The 16045-nt window shown below is 42.8% G+C and carries 14 protein-coding genes; 9 read left to right on the top strand and 5 right to left on the bottom strand.

Annotation, left to right across the window (positions count from 1 at the left end; translation table 11 throughout):
- Window positions 1-374: 374 nt before the first annotated feature.
- The 3 genes from prfB to TQ33_RS08290 all read left to right on the top strand — a co-directional run bounded on the left by prfB (window position 375) and on the right by TQ33_RS08290 (window position 3776).
- Window positions 375-1473, top strand: a protein-coding gene (gene prfB / locus TQ33_RS08300) for a peptide chain release factor 2 (protein ID WP_144405967.1) whose coding sequence is annotated in 2 segments (ribosomal slippage) — window positions 375-449 and window positions 451-1473 — 1098 coding nt in all. Because the reading frame shifts where the segments join, the coding sequence is not laid out codon by codon here.
- 280 nt (window positions 1474-1753) lie between these two features.
- Entirely contained in the window at window positions 1754-3253 is a 1500-nt protein-coding gene (gene lysS / locus TQ33_RS08295) for a lysine--tRNA ligase (protein ID WP_046561639.1), read from the top strand.
- Between the two features lie 250 nt (window positions 3254-3503).
- Window positions 3504-3776, top strand: a complete 273-nt coding sequence (locus TQ33_RS08290) for a DUF3081 family protein (protein ID WP_046561638.1) — start codon at window positions 3504-3506, stop codon at window positions 3774-3776.
- A gap of 48 nt (window positions 3777-3824) precedes the next feature.
- Here the strand turns inward: TQ33_RS08290 and fabB are convergent, their stop codons facing one another.
- From fabB to TQ33_RS08275, 3 genes are all read right to left on the bottom strand, one after another.
- Entirely contained in the window at window positions 3825-5036 is a 1212-nt protein-coding gene (fabB, locus tag TQ33_RS08285; RefSeq protein ID WP_046561637.1) for a beta-ketoacyl-ACP synthase I, read from the bottom strand.
- A gap of 57 nt (window positions 5037-5093) precedes the next feature.
- Entirely contained in the window at window positions 5094-5606 is a 513-nt protein-coding gene (gene fabA, locus TQ33_RS08280; protein ID WP_046561636.1) for a bifunctional 3-hydroxydecanoyl-ACP dehydratase/trans-2-decenoyl-ACP isomerase, read from the bottom strand.
- A gap of 109 nt (window positions 5607-5715) precedes the next feature.
- Window positions 5716-7083, bottom strand: coding sequence for a S8 family peptidase (locus TQ33_RS08275; RefSeq protein ID WP_046561635.1), 1368 nt, complete (start codon window positions 7081-7083; stop codon window positions 5716-5718).
- 273 nt (window positions 7084-7356) lie between these two features.
- Here TQ33_RS08275 and TQ33_RS08270 point away from each other — a divergent pair, with 273 nt between their 5' ends.
- The 4 genes from TQ33_RS08270 (at window position 7357) to TQ33_RS08255 (ending at window position 12518) form a co-directional block, all read left to right on the top strand.
- The gene (locus TQ33_RS08270; protein WP_046561634.1) at window positions 7357-8214 is read left to right on the top strand and encodes a hypothetical protein; all 858 of its coding nucleotides are present in this window, start codon (window positions 7357-7359) and stop codon (window positions 8212-8214) included.
- 28 nt (window positions 8215-8242) lie between these two features.
- Window positions 8243-9697: a S8 family serine peptidase gene (locus tag TQ33_RS11675; RefSeq protein ID WP_052735257.1), complete on the top strand. Its 1455-nt coding sequence runs from the start codon at window positions 8243-8245 to the stop codon at window positions 9695-9697.
- 200 nt (window positions 9698-9897) lie between these two features.
- A complete protein-coding gene (locus TQ33_RS08260; protein ID WP_046561633.1) occupies window positions 9898-11757 on the top strand; it encodes a DUF885 domain-containing protein in 1860 nt (619 codons plus the stop codon).
- Between the two features lie 119 nt (window positions 11758-11876).
- Window positions 11877-12518: a peroxiredoxin-like family protein gene (locus tag TQ33_RS08255; RefSeq protein WP_052735256.1), complete on the top strand. Its 642-nt coding sequence runs from the start codon at window positions 11877-11879 to the stop codon at window positions 12516-12518.
- 50 nt (window positions 12519-12568) lie between these two features.
- Here TQ33_RS08255 and ygfZ read toward each other — a convergent pair whose 3' ends face one another.
- Window positions 12569-13489, bottom strand: coding sequence for a CAF17-like 4Fe-4S cluster assembly/insertion protein YgfZ (ygfZ, locus tag TQ33_RS08250; protein WP_046561632.1), 921 nt, complete (start codon window positions 13487-13489; stop codon window positions 12569-12571).
- A 162-nt stretch (window positions 13490-13651) separates the two neighbouring features.
- Between ygfZ and TQ33_RS08245 the strand changes: the two genes are divergently transcribed.
- A complete protein-coding gene (locus TQ33_RS08245) occupies window positions 13652-13906 on the top strand; it encodes an FAD assembly factor SdhE (RefSeq protein WP_071841107.1) in 255 nt (84 codons plus the stop codon).
- Window position 13907: 1 nt separating this feature from the next.
- On the top strand, window positions 13908-14339 hold the full coding sequence (locus TQ33_RS08240) for a protein YgfX (protein ID WP_046561631.1): 432 nt from the start codon (window positions 13908-13910) through the stop codon (window positions 14337-14339).
- 15 nt (window positions 14340-14354) lie between these two features.
- On the opposite strand, the gene nadB is transcribed toward TQ33_RS08240, so the two are convergent.
- Window positions 14355-15953, bottom strand: a complete 1599-nt coding sequence (gene nadB, locus TQ33_RS08235) for an L-aspartate oxidase (RefSeq protein WP_046561630.1) — start codon at window positions 15951-15953, stop codon at window positions 14355-14357.
- Between the last annotated feature and the right edge of the window lie 92 nt (window positions 15954-16045).

Genomic DNA, 16045 nt, shown 5'->3' with positions numbered 1-16045 from the left:
TACACTATTGTCATTTACTAAAGTAAACCCCTTTCAAGAATTTTTGATTTGCCTAGCCTAAGTCTAGCCTATGAATTTTAAGTATAATTTATATTTATATCGCAACAAACTAGGTTGCTGCCTAAGCACTTAGCTAATGATCTGTAACCCCAATAACTGTCAACCAGAAGGCTGCTTGCTGGCGTTGGGTCAGTATCTCAGCTTAGGACTTGTCCTTTAGAATCCGCTATTTTCACCTTATATCTAATATTTCTTGCGATTTTGGCTATATGTCTTTGTTTATGGCTATGCAGCCGTCTTGCGATTGGTTAAAATATGCCCCTTTTGCGTAGAAAAGAGCGGAAATCCCGCTAAAAAGTGCAATTTGGGGCAGCATGTTAGAAGTTAATCCAATAAGAGAACATTTAAAAGATATGTCTGAGCGTGTTGAAACGCTTAGGGGGTATCTTTGACTTTGATGCCAAACAAGAGCGTCTAGAAGAAGTCACTAAAGAGTTAGAGCAACCTGATGTGTGGAATGATCAGGAGCGAGCCCAAGCGCTAGGTCAAGAGCGTGCCAAATTAGAAGCCGTGGTTAATACCATACTAGAGTTAGAGCAGGGCGTCACGGATCACTCTGACCTTTTAGAAATTGCAGTAGAAGAGAACGATGCTGACAGTGCCGAGATGATCGAAGTCGAAGTCGAGGGCTTAGAGAAGATGTTAGCTAAACTTGAGTTTAGGCGCATGTTCTCAGGTGAGATGGATGAGAATAATGCTTACTTGGATATCCAGGCGGGTTCTGGCGGTACAGAAGCGCAAGATTGGGCGAGTATGTTACTTCGTATGTATTTACGTTGGGCGGAAAGCCGTGGTTTTAAAGTCGAAGTCACCGAAGAGTCTGATGGGGACGTTGCTGGTATAAAGAGCGCAACGATTAAAGTCGATGGCGAATACGCTTATGGTTGGTTAAGAACAGAGACTGGTGTTCATCGCTTAGTACGCAAATCACCGTTTGACTCAGGCAACCGTCGTCATACATCGTTTGCATCGGTTTTTGTTTATCCAGAAGTTGATGATGATATCGATATCGAGGTTAATCCAGCAGATTTGCGAGTTGATACCTATCGAGCGAGCGGAGCTGGTGGTCAGCACGTCAATAAAACTGACTCGGCGATACGACTGACGCATATCCCAACAGGTATTGTGGTTCAATGTCAAAATGACCGTTCACAGCATAAAAACCGTGCTGAAGCGATGAAAATGATGAAAGCCAAGCTCTATGAGCTCGAAATGCAGAAGCAGCGTGAAGAGCAACAGGCGCTTGAAGACTCCAAGTCTGATATCGGTTGGGGCAGTCAGATTCGATCGTATGTATTGGATCAGTCACGAATTAAAGATTTAAGAACAGGCCATGAGTCCAGCAGTACTCAGGCGGTGTTAGACGGAGATCTAGATAGTTTTATCGAGGCTTCTTTAAAAGCTGGCGTCTAGAGCGACTGCACACAAGTCACTCTAGATAGAGTGTGAGCTTCAGAGATTTATGCGTTGTTTTTGCGGTGTTAAAAGTTTTAAGCGGATAGTCAATTACTGGAGTAAGCTCCTATAGGCTATAAAAATCATTTGCCGCGCACTGACTTAGCAAATTCTTTGAGGGATAAGTTTTAGGTGTGTGTCTAAAATAGTGTTCACAGAAAAATGATGTGAGTTTTTGTACCGTAAGTCGGTACTTGTTTTAATGAAGAAAGTAATTAACTTGAGGTGAAGAGAAAAAATGAGCAATCAAGAAACCCCAGTCGTCGACGTCAACGAACAAATTACCTTGCGTAAAGAGAAGTTGGCGGAGAAACGAAAACAGGGGATTGCCTTTCCGAACGACTTTCGTCGTGATTCCCTAGCTGCTGATATCGCTGATGATTATGGTGATAAAGAGAAGCCCGAGCTAGAGGAAATCGGTAAGAAGGTGAAGGTTGCTGGTCGCATTATGTTATTCCGTAACATGGGTAAAGCGAGCTTTATCACCATTCAAGATATGTCTGGTCGTATCCAATCTTACGTTCGTAAAGATCAGGTTGGCGACGAAGTCTATGATGATTTCAAAACTTGGGATATCGGCGATATCGTGGGTATCGAAGGCACGGTTTTTAAGACGAATAAAGGTGAGTTGTCGGTTAAAGCTTCTGAAATTAAGTTGCTGACTAAGTCACTACGCCCACTGCCTGATAAGTGGGGTGGTTTATCGGATCAAGAGACTCGCTATCGTCAGCGTTATGTTGATTTAATTGTGAATGAAGACTCGCGCGAGACTTTTATTGCTCGCTCGAAAGTGGTTAAAGCAATTCGTGATTTCTTAGAAGCTCGTGAGTTTTTGGAAGTCGAAACACCAATGATGCACGTGATTCCTGGTGGCGCTACGGCTAAGCCATTTGAAACTCATCATAATGCTTTGGACATGCCTTTATTCTTACGTGTAGCTCCTGAGTTGTATTTGAAACGTTTAGTGGTTGGTGGTCTAGAAAAAGTTTTTGAGATAAACCGTAACTTCCGCAATGAAGGTTTATCAACGCGCCATAACCCTGAGTTCACTATGTTAGAGTTCTATTGGGGCTATGCGGACTACAATGACTTAATGGATTTAACGGAAGAAATGTTGCGCTATACCGTTGAGTCTGTTCTAGGCAGAACCGTGTTTGAAAGTGGCGATGCGACTTATGATTTTGGTAAGTCATTCGAGCGCATGACGGTACTCGAAGCAATCGTTAAATACTTGCCTGAAGTGTCTATCGAGCAGTTGAATGATCTAGAATCTGCTAAGAAAATTGCCAAAGCAAGCAACGTTAAAGTTGAAGATTCTTGGGGCTTAGGAAAAATCCAAATTGAAATCTTCGAAGAAGTTGCTGAGCATAAGTTAATTCAGCCAACGTTTATTACGGCGTATCCAGCAGAAGTCTCGCCACTGGCTCGTCGTAATGATGATAATCCTTTTGTGACCGACCGTTTTGAGTTCTTTGCAGGTGGTCGTGAACTAGCGAATGGTTTCTCAGAGTTGAATGACGCAGAAGATCAGGCTGAGCGCTTTAAAGCGCAAGTTGAAGCAAAAGATGCTGGTGATGATGAAGCAATGCACTATGACGCGGATTATATCCGAGCACTAGAGTATGGTTTACCGCCAACAGCGGGCGAGGGTATTGGTATTGATCGTTTAGTGATGTTGCTTACTGATTCACCAAGCATACGTGATGTACTGTTATTCCCGCATATGCGTCCTGAATAAATTTGTCTTTTTCACTTCTAACTTTGTTGCAGGACGTTTCTGCGGGATTCATTAACTATTTGTTAACTCTATTCCTCGAAACGTCCGCGCCTCGTTAGAAGTAAAAAATTCTGCGTTTATTGGCATGTAGAATCTTAGTTTTGGCCTTCTTTAGTAAAGAAAGTTAAAAGCCCGCGTTCTAGCGGGCTTTTTTGTGTCTATTGTCATCACTTTTCGTTAGGATGATACAAAATAGTTTTAAGGAGAACAAATGTCTTCTGAAATTGATATTCGTATGGCGTTACGCGCTTATCAAAAAGTTGTAGAGTTGGGTGAGAAGCGTGGTAACAAACATTATTACAAAGGTATTAGTGCTTATTCTGATTTAGATGGCTATAACGTTGATTTAACGGATGATAAGGTGACATTAAGTATTAACTTCCACAGTAAGTATAACTTGGACTACAAAAGTGCTTTAGACAAGGATGAGTTTATGGAGAAGTTAAAAAAAATTGATAAGATAAAGTCGAAACAACAGGAATAAAAAAGCCCGCAAATGCGGGCTTTATAACTTAACAGACTCTCACGCTTCTTAGATTTTCTCAAAAAGAAGTGAGCAGTTAGTACCACCAAAACCGAAGCTATTAGATAAGAAGCTTTTAATTTCAGTGTTGTCCATTCGTTGTTGCACTATCGGCAGACCTTGTGCTTTTTCATCCAACTCGCTGATATTTGCTGAGGCTGCGATGAAGTTATTTTGCATCATGATCAATGAGTATATTGCTTCATGCACACCTGTTGCGCCGAGTGAGTGTCCTGCCAAAGATTTCGTAGAGCCTATGTAAGGAACCTTCTCGGGGAATACTTCTTTAATTGCGTTGAGCTCAGCCGTATCGCCAACAGGGGTACTTGTTCCATGTGTATTTACGTAATCAACAGGGTTTTTGGTGTTAGCCAAAGCTTGCTGCATACAGCGTACCGCACCTTCGCCTGATGGTGCCACCATGTCATAGCCGTCAGATGTTGCGCCATAGCCAGTGATTTCAGCGTAGATTTTCGCGCCACGAGCTTTTGCATGCTCATACTCTTCTAGCACTAAACAACCGCCGCCTGATGAAATGACAAAACCGTCACGAGTCGCGTCATAAGGACGTGATGCAGTTTCTGGAGTGTCATTGTATTTACTAGATAATGCGCCCATCGCATCAAACAGCACGGTTAAGCGCCAGTCTTCTTCTTCGCCGCCGCCAGCGAACATAATATCTTGTTTGCCTAGCTGGATTTGCTCTAAAGCATTACCAATACAGTGTGCGCTTGTGGCACAAGCTGATGAAATGCTGTAATTTATACCTTTAATTTTAAAGGGAGTGGCAAGACATGCTGAAGTCGTGCTGCCCATTGTTTTTGGAACGGCGTATGGACCAATACGTTTTGGGCCACGTTCTTTGGCAATATCAATAGACTCAACCTGAGCTTTTTGAGATGCGCCACCAGACCCCATAATAATACCGGTGCGATAGTTGGAGACGAGATCTTCTGTAAGGTTAGCGTCGGCAATCGCTTGCTCCATTGCAATATAGGAATAGGCTGCAGCATCACCCATGAAACGTAATTTTTTACGATCGATGTGTTCACTAACATCAATATCAGGTTTTCCAGCAAGGTGACTGCGAAGTCCATGTTCCTCATAGGCATCAATCTTCTTTATGCCTGACCTGCCATCAATTAATGACTGTTTAACGTCATCAACATTATTGCCTAGGCAGGAGACGACTCCCATGCCTGTAACTACTACTCTTTTCACAATAAAACTCGCTTAATTATCTTCTGTAACTTTATGTAGGTATTGTAGCTCTTTTTGCTAAAAATTGTCTGTGGATTCGAACAGACCTACACGTAAATCTTTGGTGGTGTAAATTTCTTTTCCGTCCATCAACATTCTTCCATCGGCGATAACAAGTTTCAACTTCCTTGTTATAACTCTTTTAATATCAACAATATAGGTGACAAGCTTAGCCGTAGGTAACACTTGTCCAGTAAATTTAATTTCACCAGAGCCTAATGCTCGGCCTTTACCTGAAAGACCTTTCCACGGTAAGAAAAAGCCTGTCAGTTGCCATAGTGCATCTACGCCAAGGCAGCCTGGCATGACGGGATCGGATTCAAAGTGGCAATTAAAGAACCATAAGTCAGGCTTTATATCGAGTTCAGCGACAATTTGACCTTTGCCATAGGCGCCGCCAGACTCTTGTATATTCGTAATTCGATCCATCATCAACATGTTTGGTAATGGTAATCGAGCATTTCCTTCGCCAAATAACTTTCCGTGACCACAATCAAGCAAATCTTGCTTACTATAAGATGATTTTTGCATATTAGAGGAAACTCTTTGTGTTAGAAAAACACATTCAGATATTGAATGCATATTATGCCTTATTAAGACCCCTTATCTGGTTTGGACAGTTGGCAAATAGAAGGTTCGGTCATTGGTTCTGACTATCGACGATTTGATGCTGTTTTAATCGTTGTATGGCACGGCTAATATTCACTCTGATAGCCCTTTTATTCTTTTCCATGTTCTTACTGGTGTTGGTTAGTGCCTCGATAATCTCTTTGTGGCTGGTGTTCGGAAACTTATCAACCAATATAGCTAAAGCCGTCGCAGCATAGGTTACCGCATAAGATGTTCCTGAGCGCGCTTGATAACTCGCAGGGTTTAATGGACTTGCAACCAGTAGATCCTGACCAGGCGCTATGACCGTGGGAGAGCTCACCTGATTACCGCATACATTGTAACCTGCAGAAGACTGCGGCAATGGCTGATTATTTTTTCCAAGAGCACCTACTGTCAAAAGAGGAATGTCATCAAACAAAGCAAAATTTACAGGATCTCGGGACTTTCTATCGTCTAAACCAAAATTCCCAGCGGCAAAGACAGGGATGCTATTCGCTAACCACAACACTCTAAGTGAATATAACAATTCGTCATTACAGTTTGATGTCGGTTGGGACCAAGAATTGACGATAAGATCTACTCGAGGCTGCTCTAGTAACCAGTTAAAGCATAGAGTGACCCAAGCATAGTTGTAGCTTCCTGAAGGTAAACCATTACATGAAAGATAGTTCGCCGTTGGGAGAGTACCTACATCGCGCTGAAACTTATTTGAGGAGGCCATTAAACTGAATACGCCAGTACCATGCCCAAATCCACTATCTTTTAATTCGAAGGTTTCATCTTTAGGGTTAAATTGTTGAAGATTGTCTAAGTGAGACAGTTCTTGGTGTTTGGTAGTGACCCCAGAGTCGACTAATGCAATAGTGAGTTGTGAGTGATGTGCTATTGGATTTTGTTTATAAGCAATTTGCTTATGGGCAAAAGAGTTGTCGTGTGGAATCTCCTGCTTACTAAGCGGTAAGTTGGCAAGCGCGCTGAGACTCAATCTAGCATTTGGTTGGTTATTAAAAGAGGGGGAATGTTCGAATATTACTTTAACATCATCTTTATATGGTGGCTGATACTTGATCAGCAGCCCATTAGAGATGGGCACCGGCTTAAAATAGACTATTTGCTTCGATGACTGTCGTTTATGAAGTTTCTTGAGGTAAGGGGCTAGTGAGCTTTTATTAAGAAGACGTGTCAGGTTTTGCACAAGTTGACGTTGACCTAGCTTATCTAAACTAAGTTCGGAAAGTTGATGATTGAGCTTTATAAGATCCAGCCGTTGGTTAAATTCAATGAATGCAACACTGTCCTCAAAAAAGCGAATTTGTTGCTTATGTGATACAAGGTTTTGGCTAAATAACTGACACGTGCTTTGTCCTTGGCACTCTTCATCCATACCTTTATGCATTAATTCCTGTGCATTTACTCTCGTATTTGCATTGATCAAAATCACAAAAATAAAAGTAAAGGTGAGGCGCCTCACAATCTTACATTGTACTGTCGTAATCAATTGATCTGTCCGTTGCTTTATGTTCAATATTGATGTCGCTTCCGTTAGTTAAATTGATAGGAAATTTGAAACTTCAAACGGATAGCATCATGACATAATTGTAAAAAAAAACACAATTATCAATTCTAAAAATTGGGTAAATACTTGATTAGTATAATATGGAGGTCAGGAATGACTAAGCTTTTCCCCACACTAATTGTATCCACTATGGCTCTTATTGGCGTCGGTTGTGGCTACTCGGACTACACTGGACACCCAGCTCATAAAACACAAAAAGAAGCTCACCTTAATAGTTTAAGTACTGTCGTAAGTGGTTACGGTGCAGACTATGACGGCACTTATGTTTATACAGCTCGGTACAACAACTTACGTTGGCAAAAACAAAATTTTTCATTTAAAAACGTGATTAAAAGTTATCGTAATATCGTTAACAATTCTTATCCAACACGACCAGGAATTTTTGTTGATGGAGATAAGTTTAATAATGCAAGAGGTTTTGCTGGAGGTACTTTCAAGAAGTATTGGATTGCTACCGATACCGATCCGGATACAGTCGGGGGGATCGATAACTTTGACCGGTCTCACCCGCTAGATGATGAAGGAAACTGGATTGAACCTGGGTTAATTCTTTCAATCACGGGTGGTGAAACCGAAATTGACGCATTTGATGTTGATTTGCAGTCGTCAGTCAAAAATTCTTCAGATTTGCTTTCTAAACTGGTTGCCAATGGTGGTAGTTTAGAACAAGTGAAAATGGCTATTACTAAGATAGAATTTGACGGTCGGCCTGTAAATGTAGAGCCTTACACTATTGATGTCAATGTGGCAGGATTTAGTAATGTAGAGTTACATATTAAAAACCAAAAGAATTCCAAAACACTTCTTAATACGATTATTAATAACACTGAGCACCTCAAGCCTGTAGATATATCTTTACAGTTTGATAATGGCATGGAGTTTGAATTACCTAAGAAATTCCAGCTGATGTTCAATCATAACGTTCTATCGAAACTCGCAAAACAATCGTAATTAGAATTCAAGCAAAGAGGTGATTATTATGTATCAAGGATTTACAAAAAAATTAACTGCCAGCTTGATTGTTGCTGCACTCGGTGGTGCAACTTTTAGTGCTCAGGCTGAGCAAGAATTTGACATTATTGTTAAACTCAAAAACCAAAACTCTCCCTTTAGTATTAGTGCTGCACAGCAGCAAAATATGAAAGCCAGTTCAGCGAACCCTGTGGCTTATCATAAAGCACAAGCAAACATTCGCAAGAACCAAGTGAACAAGTTTGTGAGCCAAGCAGGTATTCAGCCAAAGTTTGTCTACAGCAATACATACTACGGTTTCGCAGCTACTGTTAATCAGTCGCAAATGAATGCTTTGCAAAGGAACCCTAATGTTGAAGCCGTTTATCGTGATAAAGAGTATCATTTACTAGATTCGCAGAAGACTCGTTTTAATAACAACTATGGCGCTTATAAGAATCGCCGCCAGCTAGTTGAGTGGCCACAGTCTGTGCCGCAGGGGCCTGCCGATTCAGGCTCAGTAAACTCAAGCTATAAAGGAGCCGGTCAGAACGTATATGTGATAGACAGTGGTATTGATGCCGATCATAAAGATATTGCCGGTAACTTAGGTTTATCCTATGCGCCGGAATTCTGCTTCCGTCCTGGTGATACTGAGCTATGCCCATACCCTTACTCAGATGATAATGGCCATGGTACACACGTTGCAGGAACTATCGGAGCATTAGATAACGATATTGATTCGTTAGGCGTCGCCCCTGAAGCCACTATCCATGCTGTTAAAGTCTGTTCCGCAGCTGGATCTTGCCCGGGCTCGGCAATTCTAGCAGGCTTAAACTGGTCTGTGTTTGACATGCTTGGTCATGGTCAACCAGCGGTTGCAAATTTGAGCTTGGGTGGTGGGGATGATGAAGCCGCGGGAACCTGTACCGAAGAAGGCTATGAAGGTGATCACTTTGTTGCTGAAGCCTACTGTAACGCTGCTCACCAAGGCATGGTGATTGTGGTTGCTGCGGGTAACTCATCTGCTGATGCGGCTGGATTTAGCCCGGCTAAGTTTAACTCAACCATTGCGGTTAGCTCGTACGTGAGTTATGACGCTGACACTGGTGAAGCAGCATTCAATGACTTTAGTAACTGGGGCGAAGGGGCTAATGATTGGAGTTCACTGCCTTCCGGTGTGATCACAATAGCTGCACCGGGTAACCAGATTGAGTCTTTGAATCGTACTCATGCCAATACACGCTTAAGCGGCACCTCGATGGCATCTCCTGCAGTTGCTGGCGGTGCAGCATTGGTGTTAGAGAAGTATCCACAGTCAATGGATTTCTCAGCGTTGCAAAACGTTCGTCAAATGTTAGTTGATAACGCTACAATTCCTTTATCTGTGGTTATTGATAACGCGACCGACACCGATGATGTTTATAACCAAGAGTTCCCTCATGCAGAAGGGTTGTTAAATTTAGAGTTCCTCGATGAGTAATCATCAGTAGTCATAGCCCCTTTCGAGGGGCTTTTTTTTATGGCTAAACCTTTTTCCTAACGCAATAATTTGTTACTTCTCGACTTTGTGATGTTTTGACTTAATCGGTATAGTGATTAGCTGAAAATTAATAACCTGATAAAGTCAGTTAACCGTCTGATTTTAAAAGAATACCAGACAATAATAGATGAGGAGCCCCCATGAGATCGTTAAAGTTTAAAGTGTCTGCGATTGCGATGGCTGTCATGCTTAGTGCTTGTGGAAATGAAGAGTCAAAAGACCAAGTTACTTCAGCTGAACCTTCTACCAATACGCAACAAGTCGCCGAGAAAACTGCTGCCGAGACCGTAAAAGAACTGTCAGAAGCGGAAAAAGCCAATGCGATTTACGAGGCATACTGGGAAGAAAACCTAAAAATGAACCCGTTAAATGCAACCTTTATGGGTGATGATCGTTATAACGATACGTTGGGTGACTTTGGTACCGAGAAAGGAAGAGCAGAAGCATTAGCGTTCAGTAAAAAATACTTGGAGAAAATCAATCAAATTGATGAGTCGGAGCTCGAAGGGCAAGCCTTATTGAGCTATCAGATCTTCAAGAATGAAAGGGAAGCTGAGATTGAAGGGACAAAGTACCCCGACTATATGCAACCGATTCAGCAGTTTTATAACCCTTTCAACTTCTTCGCTATGTTGGGTTCGGGTCAAAGCGCCCAGCCGTTCAAAACCGTTAAAGATTATGAAAACTGGTTAAATCGTTTAGACGAAGCTTATGCGGGTGTTGATGTCATCATCGATAACATGCGTACCGGCATGGAAAATGGTGTTGTGCAACCTAAAGCTTTGATGGTTAAGGTCCTTCCGCAACTTAAAGCGCATATGGTCGATGATGTTGAGCAAAGTTTGTTCTACAAACCGATTGATAGCATGCCTGAGAGTTTTTCTCCGGAAGATAAGCAACGTTTAACCAAAGAGTACGTTAATACCATCAAAACCATGGTTGTGCCAATGTACACCCGCATGCACGACTTCATTAAAGACGAATACATTCCTGCTGCTCGTGATACGGCTGGCATGGTGGCTCTACCAAATGGTAAAGAATGGTATGCCTATAAAGTGAAGCAAACGACTAGCACAGATCTAACGCCTGATGAGATTCATCAAATTGGCTTGGACGAAGTTGCCCGTATTCATGAAGAGATGAAAGATGTCATGGAGCAGGTGGGCTTTGAAGGAAGTTTACATGAATTCTTTGAGTTTACTAAAAACGATCCTCAGTTCATTTTTGATTCAAAAGAAGACATGCTACAAGCTTATGAAGACTTAAGAGCGCAGCTGGATAAAACGGCGCCTGATTTGTTTAAAGTAATTCCAGAGGCGCAGTTTGAAATTCGCCCCGTCGAAGCGTTCCGTGAGCAATCATCATCGTCAGCATCCTATCAACGTCCAGCGCCAGATGGTTCGCGTCCTGGTATTTTTTATGTGAACACTTATGACTTGAGTGCTCGCCCTACGTGGACTGTAGAGTCGCTGTATTTGCATGAGGCTGTACCAGGGCATCATTTCCAAATCTCGACACAGCAAGAGCTTAAAGATATTCCTGCGTTCCGCCGCTTCGGAGGCACAACAGCCTTTATCGAAGGCTGGGGCTTATATTCGGAATCTTTGGGTAAAGAGATGGGCGTTTATACGGACCCCTATCAATACTACGGTGCTTTAGGTGCTGAGCTTTGGCGTGCTATTCGTTTGGTGGTGGATACAGGTATCCATGCTAAAGGTTGGACGCGAGAAGAAGTTTTAGATTACATGGAGCAAAATTCAGCGGCTGCTGAAGCGCGTCGTGTATCTGAGGCGGAACGCTTTATGGCGATTCCAAGCCAAGCGCTGGCGTATAAAATTGGTCAGTTAAAGATTCGTGAACTGAGAACATTAGCTGAAAATGAGTTGGGTGAAAGCTTCGATATTCGTGAGTTCCACCACCAAGTGTTAAAAGATGGTGCGTTACCCTTGAATATTTTAGAGAAAAAAATCAAACGGTGGATTCAGTCCCAAAAAGCTTAATTGAGACTTGTATCAAGAAAAGCGGCCTTCTGGTCGCTTTTTTTATACTGATTTGTAACAAATCAGTGGCTTTGCGCTCTAATGGCTAACTATTAATGACCATGTATAAGAAGGTATTTATGAAACGACTGTTACAACTGACGGCTTTAACGCTAATGGCATTACTTTCCTTCAGCGCGCTTGCCCTAGATAGAACAAAAGTGGTTGACGATCCGAATGATGTATCGCCGCTAATGATTGGTCAGGACGCACCTGACATTATCCTATTCTCTAGCGACGGTAAACCTTTTAACTTACGCGAGAAAATTGCACAAAAACCGACTGTCTTATTATTCTACCGCGGTGGCTGGTGCCCATTTTGTAACGCACAGCTGAGTCAAATTCAACAAATCGAAGACGACTTATCGAATCTAGGTTATCAATTACTAGCGATCAGTCCTGATACGCCAAGCGCTTTGCAAAAAACCAGCAAAGATAAAGAGCTAAGCTATGAACTGATTTCTGATTATCAGCTAAAAGCTACTACTCAGTTTGGTTTGGCTTTCCATATCTCTGAAGACTATAACAGTAAAGTGAAGTCAATCGGTGGCAAGACTGCGCGTTTGGCGGGCGATGATAAAAGCACTTTGCCTGTACCAGCTGTTTATATTTTCGATACGGATGGGATGATTCAATTTCAATACGCGAATCCAAACTACAAGGTTCGTATTAAGCCAGAGCTACTATTAACAGCGGCTAAATTGGCACTAGATGACAAGTAATTTAGAGGCTGGATCAAAAAAGGCGTTGTTAGGCGCCTTTTATATTTGAGTTATTTAAGAAGTGTCGCTGGTACTTTATCGTCTCCAATCTTTAGCGACTCTTCTAAAGCACTGTCATTGAGGCTAATAAGCGCGTAGGTTTTATGATCAAAAATCGTGGTGCGAATTAATTCACCGGCTTTTTTATCATCGTCGTTATAAACCTTATCCAGCTCCTGAAACTCAACTTCAGAGTCGCTAGCAACTAACACCGCATGGGTTTTGAGTTTGCCACGATAGTGCATCCTGGCGACAATTTCTTGACCGGTGTAACAACCTTTATCAAAACTGACGCCGCCAATTTGATGGAGTCCCACGCTGTGGGGCAAGTGCTTTTCAATGGAGCTCTGACTGAACATGGGGATGTGAGCTTGTAACTCAATATAGTCCCAAGCATTCTTATCGGCTAAGGTCGTACCGGCAAGCATGCTGACTAATTCACTAGCACGCTCTTTACGGCTGATCAGTATCGATGCATTAAATAGGCTGTTGAGATGCAGATCGTAAATGCCACCGTGGTTTGTAACTGATAATACCTCGAGCTCGGCTGAGTGGTTACCGGGAGCTTTTTGAGTATGTCCCCAGAGTTCGTAGTCTATACTGGCATCGGTTAGCTCGACCTGGAAGAAGGCTGCGTATTTCGTCAGTGTTTCTAGCACATGCGAGAGATTATCCTTAGGTAGCAGCAATAAATAACTCTGCTCGAATTTCATAATGTAAAATACGCTGTGCAAACGGCCTTTGACGCTACAAAGCCCGCCGAGGCTGGCTTGTGTGTCATCAATAAGGTTCATGTCACAGGTTAACTGGCCTTGCAGTAGTTTGTGACTGTCTTCGCCAGAGACTTCGATAACACCTAGGCTTCCAAGTTCACAAGCGATATTCTGTAATTGTGGGATATGCTGAATAGCATCTTGATTGGTAAAGTTCATAGTACCCTTATTATCCACTGTAGTGCTGACTGGCACATGGGCTGAATGTTTTGCTGCAATGATTTTACTCCTAAACTACGTCGTTTTGCAGTCTAATTTCCAAATTCATTGGTTATAACGGTATAATTAACAAAAATTTCCTTCAGCATAAAGGGTCGTATCGTGACCGAGCAAGAATTAAAAAAGTTACAGTGGGCAAGTCGCCGTGGAATGCTTGAATTAGATGTAGTGTTACTGCCTTATTTAGAGCAGAAGGGCGCAGACTTTTCTTCCAGTGAACTCGCGCAGTATCAGCAGTTTTTAGAGGAAACCGATCCTGATTTATATGCTTGGATCATGGGCTTTGAGACGCCAAAAGACGAGTATGCTGAACTGGTTGGTTCGATCAAGCAGTTCGTAGAGCAGCAAATCAAATAGCATGAATTTCAGGGTAGAGCTCAAAACGCCGAAAACAAGCAGGCAAGTGTTTGGACTGTTGTGGATGGCCTTTTTGGTACTGTTTGTGGTGGCAGCATTGGTACAAGAGTATTGGACCTTTGCCTTGATAGGTATGCCTATTACTCTATTGCTCGGGGCTTGGCAAATTAAACAGCTTAACCATTTATACGATGATATTACGGAAGTTATCTTTTATGAAGGGCAGTGGTTTATTGTAGAGAATGATCTCAAGGTGGCGATAGAAATTAAAAGAGACAGCGTGAATTGGCCTCTGTGGATTACGCTCAAGTACCGGCATCTTGATCCATCTCAACCAACTGCTGTTCGTCAACTCATATTGTTTCGAGATGCGATGAAACGATCAGACTTTAGCCACTTATCGCGTACCCTCAAGTTTTACAAGGCAAAGTAGATAAGCTTTGTTTTACTATTGGTCAGGCGTCAATATCGAGTCTTTCGCGTGATCGGAGAGTTGCGGGTAGTCTAAAGTGAAGTGCAAGCCACGACTTTCTTTACGTTGCATGGCGCATTTGACGATCAACTCTGCGTTTAATACTAGATTACGTAATTCAATTAAATCATTACTGACTTTGAAGTTCGTATAATATTCATGGATTTCCTGCTGAAGTAACTCAATCCGTCGCATCGCTCTTTGTAAGCGTTTGTCGGTTCTGACAATTCCAACGTAGTCCCACATCAATTGACGCAATTCGTGCCAGTTGTGGCTGAGTACGATTTCCTCATCAGAGTCAGTGACCTGACTTTCGTCCCATGGAGGAAGGAGCGCAGGAACGTCAATGTCGTCCCATGATAGCTCAATATCTTGGGCTGCCGATTGGGCATAGACCAAGCATTCAAGCAGGGAGTTGCTGGCCATGCGATTAGCGCCATGTAGTCCAGTGAAAGCAACTTCTCCAACCGCGTATAAGCCTTCAATATCGGTGCGGCTATTGGTGTCAACACGAACGCCACCACATGTGTAGTGGGCTGCTGGGACCACTGGAATAGCATCAACGGTGATATCAATACCATACTGGAGGCACTGTTTATAAATAGTCGGGAAGTGACTCTTAATAAATTCTGGTTCTTTGTGCGAAATATCTAAATAGACACATTCGAAGCCATACTTTTTAACTTCGTGATCGATGGTTCTGGCGACAATGTCTCTCGGGGCTAACTCAGCGCGTTCGTCATACTCTGGCATAAAACGTTCACCATTAGGGCGACGTAATAAAGCGCCTTCGCCCCGTAATGCCTCTGTAATCAAGAAACTTCTAGCTTCTGGATGATACAAGCAGGTGGGGTGGAATTGATTGAACTCTAAGTTTGCTACGCTACAGCCAGCACGCCATGCCATCGCAATGCCGTCACCACTGGCGACGTCGGGATTGGATGTATACAGGTAAACCTTACTGGCGCCTCCTGTTGCTAGCACCACAAATCGAGCGCGGATGGTTTCAACGCGATCGTCTTTCAGGTTTAAAACATAAGCGCCTTGGCAGCGATTGTGGTCTAAACCTAGTTTGTCGCCCGTGATGAGATCGACGGCAATATAATTTTCAAGGATGTTGATATTGGGTTCGGCTTGTACTGCCGCCACTAACGTGGTCGAAACGGCTCGGCCAGTTGCATCATCAGAGTGAATAATTCGACGCTGACTATGACCACCCTCGCGAGTTAGGTGATAGTGCTCATCCTCTTTACTAAAAGCGACGCCGCGATCAATTAACCACTCAATAGCCTCGCGAGAATGTTCTACGGTATATCGAACCGCGTCTTCGTGACATAATCCAGCCCCAGCGATTAAGGTATCTTCCACATGCGAGTCTACAGTGTCGTTTTCGTCCAATACAGCGGCGATACCGCCTTGAGCGTAAAAAGTCGAACCTTCGGTGACTTCGGCCTTGCTGAGAACGGTAATCTTACCTTTGTGTGCTAGGCGCAAAGCGACAGAAAGTCCCGCAGCGCCGCTGCCGATGACTAAAACATCAGTGGAGTGGATGAGATCCTGGGTAGCCTGAGACATTGAAATTTTTACCGTGATGGAACTTTTCTTGTGTTAACTGGGTCTGTGTTCTTTACGAACCAGTGGAAACCAAACGGTTTTCCTAGCAAAAT

It is taken from the genome of Kangiella geojedonensis (assembly GCF_000981765.1).
GTDB lineage: Bacteria > Pseudomonadota > Gammaproteobacteria > Enterobacterales > Kangiellaceae > Kangiella > Kangiella geojedonensis.
Note: the sequence above shows the minus strand (reverse complement) of the source record. Positions and strands in the feature narration are given on the sequence as shown.

Bases quoted from the DNA above. Each gene is read 5' to 3' on its own strand.
- TQ33_RS08260 (WP_046561633.1), top strand. From the start codon at position 9,898: ATGAGATCGTTAAAGTTTAAAGTGTCTGCGATTGCGATGGCTGTCATG.
- TQ33_RS08270 (WP_046561634.1), top strand. From the start codon at position 7,357: ATGACTAAGCTTTTCCCCACACTAATTGTATCCACTATGGCTCTTATT.
- TQ33_RS11675 (WP_052735257.1), top strand. From the start codon at position 8,243: ATGTATCAAGGATTTACAAAAAAATTAACTGCCAGCTTGATTGTTGCT.
- TQ33_RS08290 (WP_046561638.1), top strand. From the start codon at position 3,504: ATGTCTTCTGAAATTGATATTCGTATGGCGTTACGCGCTTATCAAAAA.
- TQ33_RS08275 (WP_046561635.1), bottom strand. From the start codon at position 7,083: ATGCATAAAGGTATGGATGAAGAGTGCCAAGGACAAAGCACGTGTCAG.
- fabA (WP_046561636.1), bottom strand. From the start codon at position 5,606: ATGCAAAAATCATCTTATAGTAAGCAAGATTTGCTTGATTGTGGTCAC.
- TQ33_RS08255 (WP_052735256.1), top strand. From the start codon at position 11,877: ATGAAACGACTGTTACAACTGACGGCTTTAACGCTAATGGCATTACTT.
- ygfZ (WP_046561632.1), bottom strand. From the start codon at position 13,489: ATGAACTTTACCAATCAAGATGCTATTCAGCATATCCCACAATTACAG.
- lysS (WP_046561639.1), top strand. From the start codon at position 1,754: ATGAGCAATCAAGAAACCCCAGTCGTCGACGTCAACGAACAAATTACC.
- nadB (WP_046561630.1), bottom strand. From the start codon at position 15,953: ATGTCTCAGGCTACCCAGGATCTCATCCACTCCACTGATGTTTTAGTC.
- TQ33_RS08240 (WP_046561631.1), top strand. From the start codon at position 13,908: ATGAATTTCAGGGTAGAGCTCAAAACGCCGAAAACAAGCAGGCAAGTG.